General features: G+C 66.3%; 16 protein-coding genes. 8 read left to right on the top strand and 8 right to left on the bottom strand.

Annotated elements, in window-relative coordinates:
• The first annotated feature begins 31 nt into the window (after nt 1-31).
• The gene (locus M2342_RS15455) at nt 32-2176 is read left to right on the top strand and encodes a TonB-dependent receptor (protein WP_264579729.1); all 2145 of its coding nucleotides are present in this window, start codon (nt 32-34) and stop codon (nt 2174-2176) included.
• A 74-nt stretch (nt 2177-2250) separates the two neighbouring features.
• Here M2342_RS15455 and M2342_RS15450 read toward each other — a convergent pair whose 3' ends face one another.
• The 6 genes from M2342_RS15450 to M2342_RS15425 form a co-directional block, all read right to left on the bottom strand.
• Nucleotides 2251-3291 (bottom strand): amidohydrolase family protein, encoded by a 1041-nt coding sequence (locus M2342_RS15450; RefSeq protein WP_264573578.1) that lies wholly within the window; start codon nt 3289-3291, stop codon nt 2251-2253.
• On the bottom strand, nt 3288-4559 hold the full coding sequence (locus M2342_RS15445) for an MFS transporter (protein ID WP_264579728.1): 1272 nt from the start codon (nt 4557-4559) through the stop codon (nt 3288-3290). The genes M2342_RS15450 and M2342_RS15445 overlap by 4 nt, the downstream gene beginning before the upstream one ends.
• 125 nt (nt 4560-4684) lie before the next feature.
• Nucleotides 4685-5878, bottom strand: a complete 1194-nt coding sequence (locus M2342_RS15440) for a glycosyltransferase family 2 protein (RefSeq protein WP_264573576.1) — start codon at nt 5876-5878, stop codon at nt 4685-4687.
• Nucleotides 5879-5980: 102 nt separating this feature from the next.
• Nucleotides 5981-6841, bottom strand: coding sequence for an EpsD family peptidyl-prolyl cis-trans isomerase (locus M2342_RS15435; RefSeq protein ID WP_264579727.1), 861 nt, complete (start codon nt 6839-6841; stop codon nt 5981-5983).
• 367 nt (nt 6842-7208) lie between these two features.
• Nucleotides 7209-7691 carry a PRC-barrel domain-containing protein gene (locus M2342_RS15430; protein ID WP_264579726.1) on the bottom strand — a complete coding sequence of 161 codons (483 nt, stop codon included), beginning with the start codon at nt 7689-7691 and terminating at the stop codon, nt 7209-7211.
• Nucleotides 7692-7784: 93 nt separating this feature from the next.
• Entirely contained in the window at nt 7785-8375 is a 591-nt protein-coding gene (locus tag M2342_RS15425) for an anthranilate synthase component II (RefSeq protein ID WP_264573574.1), read from the bottom strand.
• Nucleotides 8376-8448: 73 nt separating this feature from the next.
• On the opposite strand from M2342_RS15425, the gene M2342_RS15420 reads away from it, so the two are divergent.
• Complete coding sequence (locus tag M2342_RS15420; protein ID WP_264579725.1) at nt 8449-8946, top strand: asparaginase; 498 nt, start codon at nt 8449-8451, stop codon at nt 8944-8946.
• A 114-nt stretch (nt 8947-9060) separates the two neighbouring features.
• Here the strand turns inward: M2342_RS15420 and M2342_RS15415 are convergent, their stop codons facing one another.
• Complete coding sequence (locus tag M2342_RS15415) at nt 9061-10626, bottom strand: anthranilate synthase component I family protein (protein WP_264579724.1); 1566 nt, start codon at nt 10624-10626, stop codon at nt 9061-9063.
• The gene (locus M2342_RS15410) at nt 10607-12556 is read right to left on the bottom strand and encodes a peptidylprolyl isomerase (protein ID WP_264579723.1); all 1950 of its coding nucleotides are present in this window, start codon (nt 12554-12556) and stop codon (nt 10607-10609) included. Before M2342_RS15410 ends, M2342_RS15415 begins: the two co-directional genes overlap by 20 nt.
• Before the next feature lie 190 nt (nt 12557-12746).
• Here M2342_RS15410 and tpiA point away from each other — a divergent pair, with 190 nt between their 5' ends.
• The 6 genes from tpiA (at nt 12747) to M2342_RS15380 (ending at nt 17909) form a co-directional block, all read left to right on the top strand.
• Nucleotides 12747-13496 (top strand): triose-phosphate isomerase, encoded by a 750-nt coding sequence (gene tpiA, locus M2342_RS15405; RefSeq protein ID WP_264579722.1) that lies wholly within the window; start codon nt 12747-12749, stop codon nt 13494-13496.
• Nucleotides 13497-13537: 41 nt separating this feature from the next.
• Nucleotides 13538-14272: a DNA repair protein RecO gene (gene recO / locus M2342_RS15400; RefSeq protein ID WP_264579721.1), complete on the top strand. Its 735-nt coding sequence runs from the start codon at nt 13538-13540 to the stop codon at nt 14270-14272.
• A 96-nt stretch (nt 14273-14368) separates the two neighbouring features.
• On the top strand, nt 14369-15412 hold the full coding sequence (gene leuB, locus M2342_RS15395) for a 3-isopropylmalate dehydrogenase (RefSeq protein WP_264579720.1): 1044 nt from the start codon (nt 14369-14371) through the stop codon (nt 15410-15412).
• Between the two features lie 46 nt (nt 15413-15458).
• Entirely contained in the window at nt 15459-16664 is a 1206-nt protein-coding gene (gene metZ / locus M2342_RS15390; RefSeq protein ID WP_264579719.1) for an O-succinylhomoserine sulfhydrylase, read from the top strand.
• Nucleotides 16665-16719: 55 nt separating this feature from the next.
• Nucleotides 16720-17118, top strand: a complete 399-nt coding sequence (gene apaG / locus M2342_RS15385; protein ID WP_181560583.1) for a Co2+/Mg2+ efflux protein ApaG — start codon at nt 16720-16722, stop codon at nt 17116-17118.
• Complete coding sequence (locus M2342_RS15380) at nt 17115-17909, top strand: LysR family transcriptional regulator (RefSeq protein ID WP_264579718.1); 795 nt, start codon at nt 17115-17117, stop codon at nt 17907-17909. The genes apaG and M2342_RS15380 overlap by 4 nt, the downstream gene beginning before the upstream one ends.
• Nucleotides 17910-17991: the final 82 nt, after the last annotated feature.

Genomic DNA, 17991 nt, shown 5'->3' with positions numbered 1-17991 from the left:
CATGCAAGCGCGTTTCAAAGGGAAAAGACGCATGAATTTCCATCGTTCCAGCCAAATGTTGAAAGCTGCGCTGATCGCTTCGGCCGCTGCCGTAGCCGCGCCTGCTGCGGCGCAGGAGGCCAGCGAGATCATCGTCACGGCGCAGCGCGAAAATCGCACGCAGGTGAGCCGCGAGGGGAGCGTCGGCGTGCTCGGCAATCAGCCGGCCGAGAATGTGCCGTTCAGCGTGAAGAGTTATAACGCGGCGCTCATCCTCAACCAGCAGCCGCAGACGCTGGGACAGGTGCTGGAGAACGATCCCTCGGTCCGCACGACCTACGGCTTTGGCAACGCGCAGGAAGTGTTCGTCATTCGCGGCTTTACGCTGGCCAGCGACGATGTCGGTTTTGACGGCCTCTATGGCATCGTCCCCCGCCAGCTCGTCGCGCCGGAGCTTTACGAGTCGGTGCAGGTGCTGAACGGCGCGAGCGCCTTTCTCAACGGCGCGGCGCCCGGCGGTGGCGGCCTTGGCGGCAGCGTCAACCTCGTCCCCAAGCGGGCAACGGCGGACGGCCTGAAGCGCGCGACGCTGAACTATACCTCCAGCGAGCATTTCGGCGGCAGCCTCGATGTCGGCCAGCGCTTTGGCGACGGCGCGTTCGGCGTGCGCCTGAATGCCGTGGCTCGGCGCGGCGATGTCGCTATCGACGACGAGTTCCGCAGCACCTATCTGGTCGGCGGCGCGTTCGACTATAGTTCCGGGCCGCTGCGCATGTCGCTGGATGTGGCCTATCAGCGGATGCATGTGCGCGGCCTGCGGCCCAAGCTGCGGTTCGCCGGCGCCATTCCGGCCGTACCCGCTGCCGACACCAACTATGCCCAGCCATGGACCTATACCACGGCGCGCGACATTTTCGGCATCGCCAAGCTGGAATACGACCTCGCCGACGACGTGCTGTTCTATGCCTCGGCCGGCGCGCGCGACAGCAGCGAGCATGGCATCTACGGCAGCATCACGGTGGCGGACGCCGCCACCGGCGCTGCGGATTATTCGAGTTCGTACATCCCCCGCACCGATAACAATGAGAGCGTTCAGGCCGGCCTGCGCGCCAAGTTCGGCAATGATGTTGTGAGCAGTCAGGCCAATATCGGCGGCTCGGTGAACTGGCTCACCAATCGCAATGCTTACGAGTTTTATACGTCGAGCGGCATGACCAACATCTACAATCCGGTCGTGCTTCCCCGATCCTCGGCGGTGACGTTCGCCGGTGGCGATATCAATGATCCCTATCCGATCGAGCGCAGCCGTCTGGCGAGCGTATTTGCATCAAATACGCTCGGCTTCTGGGAGGATCGGATATTGCTGACGGGAGGCGTGCGCATTCAGGCAATCAAGGTTCGTACCTACTCCACAGGGGACGGAAGCTTGGATGACACTTATGACGAAAGCGAGCTGACCCCGGTCGCTGGTCTCGTCATCAAGCCGGTGGAGGGCCTGTCGCTCTTCGCGAACCGCATCGAGGGCCTGCAGCGCGGCGCCACCGCGCCGAACGAGGCGGCCGTCATCAATCGTGGCGAGGTGCTGGCGCCGTTCAAGTCCACCCAATATGAGTTTGGCGGCAAGCTCAACATCGGCGGCATCGCGGCTTCACTCGCCTTCTACCAGACCGAAAAGCCCAGCGCTTATGCGATTCCTGATCCGGAAGGGTCGGGCCTGCTGCGCTACGGCGCCTATGGCAAACAGCGCAATCGGGGCATTGAGGTCTCGCTAGATGGCGAAGTGACGAAGGGCCTGTACCTCATTGCCGGTGCCTCGGTGAATGAAGCCAAGTTCCGCGAGACGCTGAATGGCGTCAATGAAGGCAACAACGTGCCGGGCATTCCGGACTATCTCGTCAATGCCGGGCTTGAATGGGACACCGCATTTGTCCCCGGCCTCACGCTCACCGGACGCGTCGTCCACACCGGCAAACAGATGGCAGACAATGCCAACACCCTGCGCCTGCCCGAGTGGACGCGCGTCGATCTTGGTGCGCGCTATGTGGCGGTGCTGGGTTCGCAGCCGGTCACTTTCCGCTTCAACGTCGATAACGTCGCCAATGAACGGTACTGGGCTTCCGCCTTCGATGCGTTCAGCCCCCAACTCCTGCAGGGCGCGCCGCGCACCTACAAGGCGTCTCTGTCCGTCGATTTCTGACCGGACTGTGACCACAAAAAGGGGCCGGACGTCGATGACGTCCGGCCCCTTTTGCTAGGTTTAGTCAGTCGCCGTCAGTCGCTGAGCGGCGCGATGTGGAAGATGCGCTCGGCATTGCCGTGGTACAGCGCGTGGCGCTCCGCCTCCGTCACCGGCGCCGCATCCATGAAATCCACCGCCGGCTGCTGCGGCTGATAAGGGTAATCGATCGCCCAGAGCACATTATCGATGCCGAGCTTGTCGATAGTGTAGCGTAGCGCCAGCGGGTCCTCGACGCCGCTCGTCGTCACCACAAAGTTACGCTGGAAATATTCCGCGATGCTCAGCTTCGTCTTCGGCGCGCGGCTGATCTTCTGGGCGCGGGTGTTCATGAAATTGATGCGCCAGATCCAGAAGGGAATCGCCTCGCCCATATGGCCGATGCAGATCTTGAGCTTGGGGAAGGCATCGAACACGCCGCTGGCCATCATCCGCACGACATGCGTGCCGACCTCGACGCCATAGCCCCACATGGCGCTGTCCATGCCGTAATCCTGCAACGGCCCCTTCAGCGTGTCGGAGGCGGCGCGCGGGTGGATGTAAATGCAGGCATCGAGCGCTTCGGCGGCTTCGAGGCAGGGCCAATATTTGGGATCGTCCAGATATTCGCCATGGGTGTGGCTGTTGAGGATGAAGCCGTTGAGCTTCAGATCATTGATCGCCCGCTCCATTTCCTTTGCCGCGCGCTTGGGGCTGTGGGGGGCGAAGCTGGCGAGGCCGGCGAAGCGGTCGGGGCGCTTGCGGCAGATCTCGGCCAGCCGGTCATTGGCGAGCGCGGCCAGATCGGTCGCCGTGTCGGCATCGAACATCTGCACGCCCGGCGCGGTGAGCGAGAGCAGGTGCATGTCCACGCCCAGCGCGTCCATCTCCGGCAGGCGCTTTTCCTCGATATCCAGCAGACCATCGAGGAAGTTCATCGCCGCATAGCCGGTCGCATTTTCGGGCGGATCGTAGATGCCGCCGACGAGCAGCTTGTCGAGGCTTTGCGATGGCCCGCGCGTCACATCCCGCAGGGCATGAGCGACCTCGGGGATCGACCAGGCTTCTTCGGTGGCGATCTTGCGCATCTTCGTCATCGGGCAGTCTCCATGATGGGGGCGGAAAGGGGAGCCGGGCTGTCCTGAGCGCTGGTCTCGGGCGCGGCGGGGCCGGTCCGGCGGGCGAGCCAGAGCGCCAGCGCGGCCGCGATCACCAGCGGAATCACCGGCAGGATGAAGAAGGTGCGCGGCGCCGAAAGGCCGAGCAGCACCGCAAGCGAGCCGACCAGCGGCCCGGCGATCGAGCCAACGCGCCCCATGCCGAGCGCCCAGCCAAGGCCGGAGGCGCGCATGGTCGCGGGATAGGTGGCGCCGCATGAGCCATTGAGGCCATTCTGCGTGCCGGTGCTGAACAGGCCGACCAGCACGAGCAACACGGTGAGGCCGACAATGCCCCAATCATGCACGGTGATGATCGCCAGGGTAAGCGCGCCAAGCCCTGCGAACAGCGCCACGACTGACCAGTTGCGGCGCACCAGCAACAGGCTGGCGACCACACCGCCGACCACACCGCCGGCATGGGTGCCGGTGGCGATCCACGAGGCGGTGGTCGTCGAATAGCCCTGATCCTTGACCAGCAGGGGCACCCAGCCGCTCACCAGATAGACGACCATCAGCACCAGCGCGAAGATGATCCAGATCGCGATCGTGCGGGCGCGCTGAGCAGGGGAAAGAATGGCCGAAAGCCCGCGCTCGCCCGGTGCAGGGTGCTGTGCGCGGTTGAGCACCGGGCTTTCCGGCAAGCCGATCCAGAGCAGCGCCGCAATTGCGATGGGCAGGAGACCGCCGAGGATGAACAAGCTCTGCCAGCCATAAGGCGCAAGCAGCTTGGCGGCAGCGATGCCGGCAAGCACCCCGCCAAAGGTGATGCCGATGCCGACCAGCGCCGTCGCCCGCGCGAGATATTTGCGCGGCGCCAGTTCGCCGGCCAGCGCCAACGCATTGGGCAGCACGGCGCCAAGGCCGATCCCGATGAGAAAGCGCAGCACGATGAGTTGCGTGAGGTTCGTCGCCAGCGCGCCCACCAGCGACATGATGCCATAGCCGATGCAGCAACTGATCAAGATCGTCCGGCGGCCCAGCCGGTCGCCCTGCGGCCCGATGAACACGGCGCCGATCAGCACGCCGAACAGGCTGGCGGAGAGCAGCGGTCCGATCTCGGCGCGGCTTACGCCAAAATCTTCCAGGATGGAGGGCGCGGCGAAATTGGCGGCCTGCAAGTCGAAGCCTTCGACCATCAGCGCGATGAGGATCAGCAGGAACCCACCCCAGCCGCGCGCGCTCGTCGCTTCGCTCGTTCCCGTCATGCCCTCTCCTTCACCTGCTGGCGTTGCGCCATCATAGCGCGCTTTGCGGCGGCCAATGCAAGTTGAAAGATCATCAATGCGAGGCTGTTGAGCGGTTCAGGGCACCGGTTTGGCGCCTCGCTTCATCACTCGCCTTTGCGGCGCGTGCGCACCCATTCGGTCTCGCGCTTCTTGACCAGCCGCAGATAGACGGGGACTTTCCACAGAATGTAGAGCGGGATGCGCGCTAGCGTTGCCGCCGAGACCGTGTCGCGCCCGTCGCGCATCCAGGCGAGGGCTAGTAGCAGCGCGACCAGCGTCAACAGACCCGCCAGCGTAGCAGGCGCGGCAGCGGTGGCGCCCAGCAGCGCGAGCCCGGCGCTCACCACAAGCGCGATCAGGCTCAGGCTCATCAACAGGGCCAGCGGCGGCACGAGCAGGCTCAGGCCGAACCAGGCGAGGCTGGGCCTGGCCTTGGCCACGCCTTCAAGCACGACCGGCGCGCCTTGCTGCAGGGCGGTCTGGATATAGCCATGCTCCCAGCGCGCCCGCTGCGTAAGCGTGTCGCTCTGGCTCGCTGGGTCGCTCCAGGTCGTCGCGGCCTCCAGATAGAGGGGCGCTGCGCCCGCTCGCGCGAAATGGAGGCCGAGCACAAGGTCTTCGACCAGGTGGCTCGTCGCCAGCGGCGCCGATTCGATCAGGGCCCATGGGAAGGCCATGCCGGTGCCGCCGAGAATGGCGGGCGATCCCAGAATCGAGGCGCCGCGCTGGCGAACGCGATTCTTGATGAGCATCGCAAAGTTGGAAATCTGCGTCATCGCCCCGTCATCGGCGGCCGAGCGGAGCAGGTAGCAGCTCTGCACCGGGCGATGGCTGGCGCAGGTCGCGTCGATCAGCGCGCGCAGCGACGCACCGTCGATTTCGCAGTCGGCGTCCAGCACCACAATACAATCCGGCGGCGCGGTGTCTGTCGCAGCCTTGATCCAATCCCGACCGAAGGCCAGCGCATGGCCCTTGCCGCGCTGGCTGGGGTCATTGCGCTCGATAACCTGTGCCCCGGCCGCGCGCGCGGCGGCGGCGGTGTCGTCCGTGCAATTGTCGGCAATGACGATGAGGCGGATATGCACATCCAGCGCCGGCTGGAGCAGCGCGATGGTACGGGCAATGCCGGCGGCCTCATTATGGGCGGGCATGAGGATGATGGCGCTATGGGGGGCGGCAGTGCGCGGCCTTGCCGGGCGGCCGGCGATCAGGCCCAGGGCCAGCTCCACGGCCAGCACGGCCAGCAGGAGCACGGGTATGGCAATGATGAGCCAAGCCAGAGAGTCGAGGATCATCATGCCTTCATTCCCGCGTCTGGCGACTGGCGCGTCGACGCTTCGAGGGGGTGGAGAGGAGGCTGGTGCCTCCTCTCCTCATATCGTGCGGAAAACGCCTCGCCGTTACTTGGCGGCGGGCAGGGCGCCGGCGGCCTTGGCATCGTCCTTGGGTGCATAGCCCGGCTGATACTCGATCTTGGCCTTGGCCTTGGCTTCCTTCAGGCGCGATTCGCCGATCTTGTTCAGCTCCTCGTTGCGCATGGCCTGCGCGGCGATCTGGCGGGCCTGCTCCTGCGGAACCGGGGTCGCTTCGCTGCCGGTGATCACGCTCACGACCAGCTTGCCATTGGCCGGCACGATGAATGGCTCGCCCGGGGGCAGCGCCTCGATGCGGGCCAGCATCTGCGGATCGATCACGGCGGTGTCGAGCGAGCCCCGGCCACGCTCGAAGGCGATGCCCATGGCTGTCAGGCGGGATGCGACCTCATCGAGCGTCTTGGCGGTTTCCAGCTCCTTGAGGCCATCCGGCTTGGACGGCGGATCCATCTGCAGCTGCTCGAGGGCGAAGCGCTTGCGCTGCGCGAAGGCGTTGGGGCGCTCGCTGATATATTTGTCGATGGCGGCGTTATCCGGGACCTTCACCGTGTCCATCGTCTTGCGGCCGTACAGGTTGACGAGCAGCTGCTCGCGCATCCGGCGCTCCTGCGTCAGATATTCCGGGTCGCGGTCCAGCCCGGCTTCCTTGGCGGCCTGCACCAGCAGCCGGCGGTCGACCATGCGCTGCAGCACGCGGCTGCGCACCATGTCCTTGTCGGCGCTGGCAGGGACGTTGAGATCGGCGATCTCGGCGTTCAGTTCGGTCAGGGTGATTTCCTCACCATTGACCACGGCCACGACCTGACCTTCGGCTTTTTTCTCGCAGCCGGCGATCGTGAGGGAAAGGGAAGCGAGCGCAACGAGCGAGACGTTCCTCAGCAGTGACATCCATAGTCTCCAGAACAAGCGTGAAGTGGTAAAAATCGGTTCTCGGTTGAAGGCCCGGCGATCCCCCGATCGAGCCTGTCATCCTAGAAAGCAGTGGGTGAGGCAAGATGCCTACAAATCATTACATGTGCGGCGGGAAGATTGCGGCCAGTATATGCCCGGCCATCGGCTGCCTGAGCATCCCCCTCATCTTGTCGAGCAACATGGATCGGCTTGTCGTACTTTGTGGCACCTATTAACTCGCCGCTGGACCGTGAACAAGCGGCAACCATGGCAGCCGCACCGGGATCGGACAGGGGCGTCCTATCAGCCCGGCGTTAATATTAGGTGGATTGTCGCGGGTGCCAGACGTGGCCGGCGCTTGCCCTCAACGGACGTTGGCTGCTCCGTGAGACGGCGCCGAACCGGCGGTGGCAGCTGCGGGCTGGCCGGTCGGCGGGTCAGGATTGGCCTTGGGCAGCGCGGCGATCTGCGCAGGGGTGAGGCTCGTGACGATCGTCCAGTCATCGCCCTCGCGTAGGGGCGCGAGACCATCGAGGGGGAGATAGACATGCTGCTCGGGCATGCTGCCTTCGACCGCGATCACCAGCCCTTCGACAGCACCGCCGGGGCCGCGCTTCAGGGCGATCACATCGCCCAGTTCGGTGCCGTCGGTATCGACCAGTTCGGCATCGAGCAGTTCGCGTTCGGTCAGATTCAGCGCGGCCTTGCCCTTGGCGGCTTGAGAGCCGGGATGGGCGATCAGCTGGACGGCAGGCTCATCGGGATGCTGATTGGCCGCGTCATCGCGACCGCTGCAGGCCGCTAGTAGAAGGGCCAAGGCGAGCGCGGCCGCAGGGTCGATTTTCACCTATAGTCTCCACTGTTGCGGCGCATTCGCATGATGGCCGACCAACGTGGGAGATAAATGGGCGTTCCCTCAAACGGGACGAACGGTTTCGGGTCAGGCCGTTGCGCGCGCGGTCACCAGCATTCCGGCGAGACGCATGAAATTGGCCAGCATCGCGTGGCCGTGTTCGGTCGCGATGCTCTCCGGGTGGAACTGCACGCTGTGGATGGGCAGGCTCGCGTGGCGGAACGCCATCACCGATCCATCTTCACTGGTGGCATTGACCAGCAGGCAATCGGGAATGTCCTCGACGATCAGCGAGTGATAGCGCGTGGCGGTGAAGGGCGAGGGCAGGCCCTCGAACAGCCCGGTGCCGTCATGCGTGACCGGTGATGTCTTGCCGTGCATCAGGCCGCCGCGCACCACCTTGCCGCCGAAATGCTGGCCGATCGTCTGATGGCCCAGGCACACGCCGAGCAGCGGCTTGCCGGCATCGGCGCAGGCCGCGACGAGATCGAGGCTGATCCCGGCTTCATTGGGCGTGCAGGGCCCGGGCGAAAGCAGAAAGGCTTCCGCGCCTGAGGACAGCGCCTGCCCGGCGGACATGGCATCGTTGCGCACCACCTCGACCTGCGCGCCCAGCTCCATCAGATAATGGACGAGATTCCAGGTGAAGCTGTCATAATTGTCGATGACGAGGATCATAGCCGGCTTCTACGGGCCACTGCTCCGCCGCGCAAGCAGGACAAGGCGGCGCTGGCCGGTTATAAGCGCGGGCATGACCCAGACAAATCCGCGCATCCATGTGCTCACCACCGGCGGCACAATCGACAAGCTCTATTTCGATGCGCTGAGCGAATATCAGATCGGCGAGTCGATCCTCGCGCGCCTGCTGGAGATCGCGCGGGTGAAGCTGCCGATCGAGATCGAGGAAGTGACCCGCAAGGACAGTCTGGAGCTGACCGCCGATGATCGCGCGCTGATCGCGGCGCGGGTTGCGGCCTCGCCCGCCGAGCGCATCGTTATCACCCACGGCACGGATACGATGACGGACACGGCCGCTGCACTGGCGGGCATATCGGGCAAGACCATTGTGTTGGTGGGCGCGCTGGCCCCGGCGCGCTTCTCGGAGAGCGACGCCACCTTCAATCTCGGCATGGCCTTCGCGACGGCGCAGATCGCCCCGCCGGGCGTTTACATCACCATGAATGGCACGGTGTTCCGTGCGGATCAGGTGGTGAAGGATCGTGCTAAGGGGGCTTTTGTGGCGCGGTAGCGTCCCACCCCTACCGCGCTCCTGCGAAGGCAGGAGCCCAGGGCGGCTAAGTTCGTCCGTTAGGCCCTAGGCTCCTGCCTTCGCCGGAGCACGGCAGTTGCGGAAAGCTAGCCCTTACTGCCCGAAGCGCCCGTCCTGCGCGACCTTCACGGCTTCCCGCGCGGCCGCAAACAGGGCGCCGGCCTTGTGCTCGCATTCGCGCTGTTCATAGGCCGGCTCGGAATCCGCGACGATGCCGGCGCCCGCCTGCGCGTGCAGCACGCCGTCCTTCACCAGTGCCGTCCGCAGCACGATGCAGCTATCCATGTTTCCATCCGGCGAGAAATAGCCGACGCCGCCCGCATAAGGCCCGCGCGTCTCCGGCTCCAGCTCGGCGATGATCTCGCAGGCGCGCACCTTGGGCGCGCCGGATACTGTGCCGGCCGGGAAGCCGGCGAACAGCGCATCGAGCGGATCGTGCTTCGGGTCGAGCTTGCCGACCACATTTGAGACGATGTGCATCACATGGCTGTAGAATTCGATGGTGTAGCTGTCCGTCACCTTCACCGAGCCAGCGCTGGCAACGCGGCCGACATCGTTGCGTCCCAGGTCGAGCAGCATCAGATGCTCGGCGCGCTCCTTGGGATCGGCCAGCAGCGAATCGCGATTCTCGGCATCCTCGCTGGCCGTCTTGCCGCGCGGTCGGGTGCCCGCAATCGGCCGGATCGTCACTTCCCCATCGCGCACACGGACCAGAATCTCCGGGCTGGAGCCGGTGAGCGCGAAGCCGGGCAGATCGAGATGGTAGAGGAAGGGCGAGGGATTGATCCGCCGCAGCGCCCGGTAGAGGTCGATCGGCGGAAGCGGGAAGGGGGTGGTGAAGCGCTGCGCCAGCACGACCTGAAAGATGTCGCCCGCGACGATATAGTCCTTGGCCTTGCTCACCATCTCTGCATAGGCGCCCGGCTCCATCACCGGCGTTGGCGTGATGGCGGCAAGGTCGATGGCGGGGGCCTGACCGGTCTGCGCGGCGAGCGGCCGGGCGAGCTGCGCCGCGACATCCTCGATGCGCCCCACAGCCGTATCGATCAGCGCGTCGATGGCGGCCTCGCCGGTGCCGAGCCGGTCGGCCCAGGTCGGCGCGACGATGTAGAGCGCATCGGCCAGCCGATCGAACACCAGCACCACCGTCGGGCGCACAAACAGCATGTCGGGCGTGCCGAGGCCATTGTCGGCCGGGCGCGGCAGCTTTTCGACCAGGCCGAAGGTCTCATAAGCGAAATAGCCGACGAGGCAGGCGAGCGCAGCCGGCAGCGCCGGGTCGACATCCGCCCGGCATTCCGCCACCAGATCGCGCAGCGCGGCGAGGGGATCACTCTCCAGCGGCGTGAAGGCGGTCCGGTCGGTCCGCCAGTCGCGGTTGATCTCGGCGCTGCGCCCAGTGGCGCGAAACACGAGGTCCGGCGCGATGCCGATCAGGCTGTAGCGCCCGCGTACAGCGCCACCCTCCACCGATTCGAGAATGAAGTCGCCCCGTTCCGGCTCGATCAGCTTGAGCGCAGCGGAGACCGGGGTTTCGGTATCCGCGATCAGCCGTGCCCACACGAGCGCGGAGCGCCCGGCGGAGAGGGCCGCGCGTGCGGCGTCGATGCTGTCCTGCGCGATGGTCAACGGGCCCGCCTTATTCCGCGCTGCCGCCATAGGCGCGGCGCAGCTCCTGCTCCACAGCCGCCATGGCCGCTTCGCTGCGCTTGACGCCCAGCTCCTGCTGGACCGCCGTGACGAACTGCTGCGCATATTCCCCGCCCAGCACATTGCTGAGGCCGGCCGCGGTGGATTGCATCAGCTGCGGCACCTGCGTGGGATCATTCTGCGTGATCTTGTCCAGCCGCACGACGATGAAACCCTGATTATTCTCCAGCGGTACCATCTGCGTTCCGCCCTGGCGGATGCTGAACAGCGCCTTGAGCGGGGGCGGGATCTGGCCGCCCTGCTGGTTGATGTCGGCGCGGCGCGCGGAGAGCGGCTGGCGCGGCGCGTCGGCGATGCCGAGCTTGGCGAGCAGCGGCCCCGGTTCGGCGCCCTTGCCCAGCTGCGCCGCGAGCTGCGTGGCGATTTCGCGCGCCTTGCCAACGCCCTGCGCCAGCTTCCAGGCCGCTTCCACGGCCGGCTTCACCTGCGCGAAGGGCGGCGGGCCGGCGGGCACCACTTCGGCCACGGTCAGGAGCGCGGCTTCCTCGTCGGGCTTCACCGGCACGATCTGCGCATCGTCATCCTGCCGCGCCGCGAAGCCGCCTTCGAGCAGCGCCTGCAGCGTCGCGTCGGGCTTGAACGCCGGGTCGCGCAGCGACTGGCCGTTGCGCACGATCAGCGGCGTCTCGACGATGGTGAGATTGTGCTCCTTGGCGATGTCGGTCAGCGTCGCGCCGGCGCCCAAGCGGCCATCCATATCGTTCAGAAACTCGCTGAAGAGCTGGCGCTCCTTGATCTGGCGCACTTCGGCGGACAGTTCCTCGCGCGCTTCGGCCAGCGTCTTGCCGGGCACGTCACGCTGGGCTTCCACGCGCAGCACTGCCCAGCCGGCGGGCGAGCGGACCGGACCGACGATACCCCCCTGCGCGGCGGCGAAGCCGGCCTTGGCGATCTCCGCATTCATCTGCGTAGCAAGCTGCTTCTCGTCCACGCCATCGAGGCGCGAGGCGGCGAGGCCGAGGCTCTTGGCGACATCCTGCAGCGACTGGCCGGCCTTCGCCTTGGCGGCGGCATCCTTGGCGAGCGCTTCCGTCGCGAGGATCAGCTGGCTGAAATCGCGCGTCTTGCGGCCGGCGAACTGGCTCTGGCGGCTCTTGTAGAGATCGGCGATTTCCGCGTCGGTCGGCGTCGCCTGGGGCTCGAAGCGGGCGAGATTGACCAGCGCGTAGCGCAGCTGGCGCTGCTCGGGAATCGCGAACTGGCTGCCATGCTGCTTGTAATAATCCTGCAGCTGCGCCTCGGTCGGCGCGGTCTGCGGCGCGAACCTGGCGGCGGAAATCGCGAACATCTCGCCGGCGCGTTCCTCGATCAGCATCGCGGCATAGGGCGGCACCATGCTCGCCGGCGCCTTGGTGCCCACGCCCACCGGCTGGAGCAGCTGCTGCTGGATGATCTGCGCGGCAATATCGTCCCGCAGATCCTGCTCGGAGACGCGCTGCTGGGCGAGCATCTGGCGGAATACCGTCTCGCTGAAATTGCCGGTCGCGTCCGTGAAGGCGGAATTGCGGGCGATCTCCGCATCGATGAGCGCCTTGCTCACCCGCATCCCGTGCTTCTCGCCATAGGCAATCAGGGCGCGCGAGGAGATCAGCTCGTCGGCCACGCGCTTGAGGCCGCCCTGGGCCAGGAACTGGTCGATGGTCAGCGCGGGATTTTCCTGCCGCTGCCGCTCGAACACCATCTGCGTGCGGCTCTGCAACTCGGCGACGGTCAGCGGGCGGTCGCCGATCTTGGCGACTTCCGTCTTGGAGCTGCCGCCGAAATTCACGCTATTGCCACTGATATCGCCCGCGATGAACGCGAAGGCGATGATCGCGAGAAATCCGATTGCGAACAGGCCGCCAAATTTCGAACCGAGAAGACGACGGAAAATCTGCATGGGGTCTTTGTCCAGAAAGGCGGCGAAAGGCTGGGGGCTGCTTTAGGGCGGGCATCCGATGGCATCAAGCCTTTGCGCGCTTGGCTGGCCATGGGGCCCCCACAGCCATGCGGTGCCGGCTGGACAAAGCCGTCCTGCCCGTTCATCCGGGCCGCCAGATCATTGATCACCTGTGCAGGAGAGTGAAGCTATGACCATCCGCCGCAAATTCGTCGCCGGCAACTGGAAGATGAACGGCCTCAAGGGGCAGCTTGGCGAGGTCTCCGCCATTGCCGAGCTTGCCGCCGCCCGCAACGATATCGATGTGGCGCTCTATCTCCCGGCCACGCTCATCGCGCCCGCCGCGCCGCTTGGCGGCGCCGTGCTCATTGGCGCGCAGGATTGCCATCAGGCGGAGGCCGGGGCCTATACCGGCAATCTCTCGGCCGCCATGCTGGCCGAAGCTGGCGCGCGCAGCACGCTGGTCGGGCATAGCGAGCGCCGGCAATATCAGCATGAGAGCAATGCCGATGTCGCGGCCAAGGCACTCGCCGCGCACAAGGGCGGTCTCTCCGTGGTGCTGTGCGTGGGCGAGACGCTGGACACGCGCGAACAGGGCGATGATGTCGCGCACGCCTTCGTGGCCGATCAGCTTGTCGCTTCGCTGCCCGAGGGCGCCGATCCGCAATGGCTGACCATCGCCTATGAACCGGTCTGGGCGATCGGCACCGGCAAGGTCGCCACCCCGCTGCAGATCGCGGCCATGCACGCCGCGCTGCGCGCCGCGCTCGTCAAGGCGCTGGGCGCGGAGGCCGGCAATGCCATGCGCATCCTCTATGGCGGCTCGGTGAGCGGTGAGAACGCCGCGGATATCCTCCACACCGACAATGTCGACGGCGCACTGGTCGGCGGGGCGAGCCTCACCGCCGCCAAATTCGGGCCGATCATCGCCGCAGCTTGATCGGCATCGCTAAACCGGTCGCGAGCCGGTAGACAGCGCCCATGTCCACGCTCGCCGCCACTGCCATCGTCTGCGCCGTTCGGGCGCATGGCGAGCATGCCGCGATCGTGCGGGCGCTCACGGCGGATGCGGGGCTGGTCGCGGGCTATGTGCAGGGCGGCCGCTCGAGCCGGATGCGCCCGGTGCTTCTGCCCGGCAATATCGTGCGCGGCACCTTCCGCGCCCGCACCGCCGATCAGCTCGCCAGCCTCTCGGTCGAGCTGGAGCACAGCCGGGGGCCGCTGCTGGCAGAGCCGCTGCCCGCCGCCGCGATCGATTGGGCTTGCGCCTTCACGGCGGTGACACTGCCGGAAGGCCATCCCTACCCCGCGCTCTACGCCGCGCTGGGCGCGGTGCTCGATGCGGTGGAAGCAGCGCCCGCTGCGCGCGGCTGGGCCGTGGGGCTGGTGCGTTACGAACTGCTGCTGCTTGCCGAGCTGGGCTTCGGGCTCGATCTGGCGGAATGCGCAGTCACCGGTGCGCGCGAAGGGTTGGCTTATGTCAGCCCCCGCACCGGCCGCGCGGTGACGGCAGTGGCGGCGGGCACGCATCGCGACCGGTTGCTGCCCTTGCCAGCCTTCCTCACCGAAGGTGGCGAGGCAGGCTGGCCGGATATTCTGGCCGGTTTTGACCTGACCGGCCATTTCCTCGCCCAGTCGTTGTTCGATCCACGCCGGTCTGACGTGCTGGCCGCGCGCGAGCGGCTGATCGAACGGCTCAAAAGAGCGGTTGCGTGACCCGGCCTGCTTGAGGCAATGGCTCAGCCCACATCCTCAGGGCCGGCGCGCCTGTCTAGCAGCACCGCCCGTCTTCAGATTGAGAAAGGGAAACCCATGCTCGTTGCGATCCTGCCCGGAGACGGCATCGGTCCGGAAGTCACCGCGCAGGCCAAGCGCGTGCTCGATGCGCTGGCGATCCCCGGCCTGACCTATGAGGAAGCGCCGGTCGGCGGCGCGGCCTATAAGGCGGAGGGTCATCCGCTGCCTCCCGCTACGCTCGATCTGGCAAAGCGCGCGGACGCGATCCTGTTCGGCGCGGTGGGCGATCCCGATTGCGATTCGCTTGAGCGCGCCTTGCGGCCAGAGCAGGCCATTCTCGGCCTGCGCAAGGAGCTGACCCTGTTCTCCAACCTGCGCCCCGCAAAGATGTTCGCGGAGCTGGCCGATGCCTCCACGCTGCGCAAGGAGGTCGCCGAGAAGATCGACCTGCTGATCGTCCGTGAACTGAATGGCGACGTCTATTTCGGCGAGAAGGGCATCCGCAAGACCGCCGACGGCCTGCGCGAGGGCTATGACATCATGTCCTATGACGAGGCCGAGGTGCGCCGCATCGCCCACAGCGCCTTCCGCGCCGCGCAGGCGCGCAGGGGCAAGCTCTGCTCGGTGGACAAGGCCAATGTGCTGGAAACCAGCCAGCTCTGGCGCGACGTGGTGATCGAGGTTGCCGCCGACTATCCCGATGTCGAGCTGTCCCACATGTATGTCGACAATGCCGCCATGCAGCTCGTGCGCAATCCCGGCCAGTTCGATGTGATCGTGACCGGCAATCTGTTCGGCGACATTCTCTCCGACCAGGCGAGCATGTGCGTGGGATCCATCGGCATGCTGGCCTCGGCCTCGCTCGATGCCAACGGCAAGGGGCTGTATGAGCCGATCCACGGCTCCGCGCCGGATATCGCCGGGCAGGGCAAGGCCAATCCGCTGGCGACGATCCTCTCCGCCGCGATGATGCTGCGCTTCTCGCTCGATCAGGCACAGGCGGCTGATCGCATCGAGGCGGCCGTGGCCGAGGCGCTGGCCGGTGGTGCCCGCACTGCCGACCTTGGCGGCTCAATGAGCACGTCTGCCATGGGCGATGCTGTGCTCGCGGCGCTCTGACGCCATTGGATTGACCGGCCCCTGACAGGGTCTAGAAGGCAACGTCATGAAGAGACAAACCGGACAGGATCGTTCCCGCACCAGCCGCTGGCGGCCCGCGACACAGGCCGTGCGCGGCGGCACCTGGCGCTCCGAGCAGGGGGAGACGAGCGAGGCGCTCTTCCTCACCTCGGGCTATACTTATGACAGCGCGGAGGAAGTCGCCGCCCGCTTCGCCGGGGAAGCGACGGGGATGCAATATTCCCGCTTCCAGAACCCGACGGTGCAGATGCTGGAAGAGCGCATCGCGCTGATGGAAGGCGCCGAGGCGTGCAAGGTGCAGGCGAGCGGCATGGCGGCGATGACCAGCGCGCTGCTGTGCATGCTGAGCGCCGGCGATCATGTCGTCGCGGGCCGCGCGGCCTTCGGCTCGTGCCGCTGGATTCTCTCCAACGTGCTCAACCGCTTCGGCATCACCCACAGCGTCGTCGACGCGCGGGACAATGATGCGTGGGAAAAGGCGATCCAGCCCAACACCAAGGTGTTTTTCTTCGAGACGCCGGCCAATCCCACGATGGACATTGTCGATCTGGAGCATGTCTGCGGCCTTGCCCGTGCCCATGGCATCACCACGGTGGTGGACAATGCCTTCGCGACGCCGGTGCTCCAGCGCCCGCTCGATTTCGGCGCGGATGTGGTGGCCTACAGCGCCACCAAGCTGATGGACGGGCAGGGCCGGGTGCTCGCCGGCGCCATTTGCGGCACGGATGCGTGGATCAACGGCGTGCTCTCGCCGTTCCAGCGCAACACCGGGCCGATCTGCTCGCCTTTCAACGCCTGGGTGGTGCTGAAGGGACTGGAGACGCTGGACCTGCGCGCCCATCGCCAGTCCGAGAACGCGCTCAAGGTCGCGCGCTTCATGGAGCAGCGTGGCGTGGATGTGCTGTATCCCGGCCTGCCGAGCCATCCGCAGCACAATCTCGCGATGAAGCAGATGAGCGCCGCCGGGCCGATCTTCTCGTTCAATCTTGCCGATCGCGCGCAGGCCATGGCCCTGCTCAATGCGATGGAGCTGTGCGACATCTCCAACAACATCGGCGATTCGCGCACATTGCTGTGCCACCCGGCATCCACGACCCATAACAATATGGGGCCGGAAGGCCGCGCCGAGGCGGGCGTGGGCGATGGCATGGTGCGCATCAACGTGGGCCTTGAAGATCCCGAGGACATCATCGCCGATCTGGATCAGGCATTGACCGCTGTCGGGCTTTGAGTAGGGTCAACATCCGGGCGGGCGAGACAGGACGGGTCGTAGCATGAATGCCTTGATGAACGCCCTTTTTGCCTATGCCGAGACCACGCATGACGTGACCGTGCGCGTGTCCGTCAACTTTCTCTCCGAGCAATCGGAGCCGGACATGGGCAAGTGGTTCTGGGCCTATCACATCCGCATCGAAAATGGCCGCAAGGCGCCGGTGCAATTGCTCACGCGCCACTGGACCATCGCGGACGGACGCGGCGCGCTCTACAAGCGCGAGGGCAAGGGCGTCGTCGGCGAGGAGCCGGTGATCCATCCCGGCGCGGCTTATGATTATGTTTCCGGCTGCCCGCTCTCCACGCCGACCGGCTGGATGGAAGGCAGCTACCAGATGCTCGATGCCGGTGGCAGCCTGCTGGATGTGCGCATCCCCCGCTTCGCGCTGCAGGCGCCGGCGGTCTCGGGATGAAGCGCACCCATCTGCCGCTGAACGGCCTGCGCGTGTTCGACGCGGCGGCGCGGCATCTCTCCTTCACCCGCGCGGCGGATGAGCTGGCGGTGACGCCCGCCGCGGTCGGCCAGCAGATCCGTGCGCTGGAAGATATGCTCGGCGTCGTATTGTTCCGTCGCACGCCCCGCGGGCTGGAACTGACCCCGGAAGCGGAAGCGGGGCTTCCTGCGCTACGCAGCGCCTTCCTGGAACTCGAGGAATCGGTCCGCGCCATGCAGGCCGGGCAGAGCAGCCAGCATCTCACCATCGCCGCTCCGCGCGATCTCACCGCCAAATGGCTGAGCGCGCGCCTCGCGGCTTATGCAGCGCAGGAACCGGGCGTGCAGTTCATGCTCGTCGCGGCGGATGATGCGCTGGATTTCACCGAGGCCAATCTCGATCTCGCTTTGCGCCTGACCGACGGTGCCGGCGAGCATGAGGGCGTCGCCCTCGGCGAGCCACGCTTCGTCACGGTCGGCGCACCCGATGGCGGCGGACTGGAGTCGCCCATCGCCTGGCCCGGCTGCCCGGTCGATGACGGCAAGGCCATCGTCCGCGTCGCCGACGCCGGCCTCGCCATCGATGCCGCAGCCAACGGCCTCGGCCGCGCCTGCGTACCCGCGCTGCTTGCGGAAGCGGACATCGCCACCGGCCGCGTGGCCGCCCTTGGCGAACCACGCAATGGCCCCGGCTACTGGCTCATCGCTCCCCTCCCGCAATGGCGGCAGAAGAAGGTGAAAGCCCTGGTGGCTGCGCTCAGCGAGGGCTGAGGCGAGCGGCCCTCCCGCGGCTACTTCGCTCAGGGCGAACGGAAAAGGGAAGAGCGTGCGCTGCTTTTACGTTTATCCCCAT

The sequence above is a fragment of the Sphingobium sp. B8D3A genome, from assembly GCF_025961995.1.
Taxonomy (GTDB): domain Bacteria; phylum Pseudomonadota; class Alphaproteobacteria; order Sphingomonadales; family Sphingomonadaceae; genus Sphingobium.
The sequence above is the reverse complement of the archived record's forward strand: the minus strand, read 5'-3'. Positions and strand labels throughout refer to the sequence as shown.

Coding starts and splice junctions, on each gene's coding strand:
- M2342_RS15420 (WP_264579725.1), top strand. CDS start 8,449: ATGACCCAGACAAATCCGCGCATCCATGTGCTCACCACCGGCGGCACA.
- M2342_RS15435 (WP_264579727.1), bottom strand. CDS start 6,841: ATGTCACTGCTGAGGAACGTCTCGCTCGTTGCGCTCGCTTCCCTTTCC.
- recO (WP_264579721.1), top strand. CDS start 13,538: ATGTCCACGCTCGCCGCCACTGCCATCGTCTGCGCCGTTCGGGCGCAT.
- M2342_RS15450 (WP_264573578.1), bottom strand. CDS start 3,291: ATGACGAAGATGCGCAAGATCGCCACCGAAGAAGCCTGGTCGATCCCC.
- M2342_RS15380 (WP_264579718.1), top strand. CDS start 17,115: ATGAAGCGCACCCATCTGCCGCTGAACGGCCTGCGCGTGTTCGACGCG.
- M2342_RS15455 (WP_264579729.1), top strand. CDS start 32: ATGAATTTCCATCGTTCCAGCCAAATGTTGAAAGCTGCGCTGATCGCT.
- tpiA (WP_264579722.1), top strand. CDS start 12,747: ATGACCATCCGCCGCAAATTCGTCGCCGGCAACTGGAAGATGAACGGC.
- metZ (WP_264579719.1), top strand. CDS start 15,459: ATGAAGAGACAAACCGGACAGGATCGTTCCCGCACCAGCCGCTGGCGG.
- leuB (WP_264579720.1), top strand. CDS start 14,369: ATGCTCGTTGCGATCCTGCCCGGAGACGGCATCGGTCCGGAAGTCACC.
- M2342_RS15415 (WP_264579724.1), bottom strand. CDS start 10,626: ATGGCGGCAGCGCGGAATAAGGCGGGCCCGTTGACCATCGCGCAGGAC.
- M2342_RS15445 (WP_264579728.1), bottom strand. CDS start 4,559: ATGACGGGAACGAGCGAAGCGACGAGCGCGCGCGGCTGGGGTGGGTTC.
- M2342_RS15440 (WP_264573576.1), bottom strand. CDS start 5,878: ATGATGATCCTCGACTCTCTGGCTTGGCTCATCATTGCCATACCCGTG.
- M2342_RS15425 (WP_264573574.1), bottom strand. CDS start 8,375: ATGATCCTCGTCATCGACAATTATGACAGCTTCACCTGGAATCTCGTC.
- M2342_RS15410 (WP_264579723.1), bottom strand. CDS start 12,556: ATGCAGATTTTCCGTCGTCTTCTCGGTTCGAAATTTGGCGGCCTGTTC.
- apaG (WP_181560583.1), top strand. CDS start 16,720: ATGAACGCCCTTTTTGCCTATGCCGAGACCACGCATGACGTGACCGTG.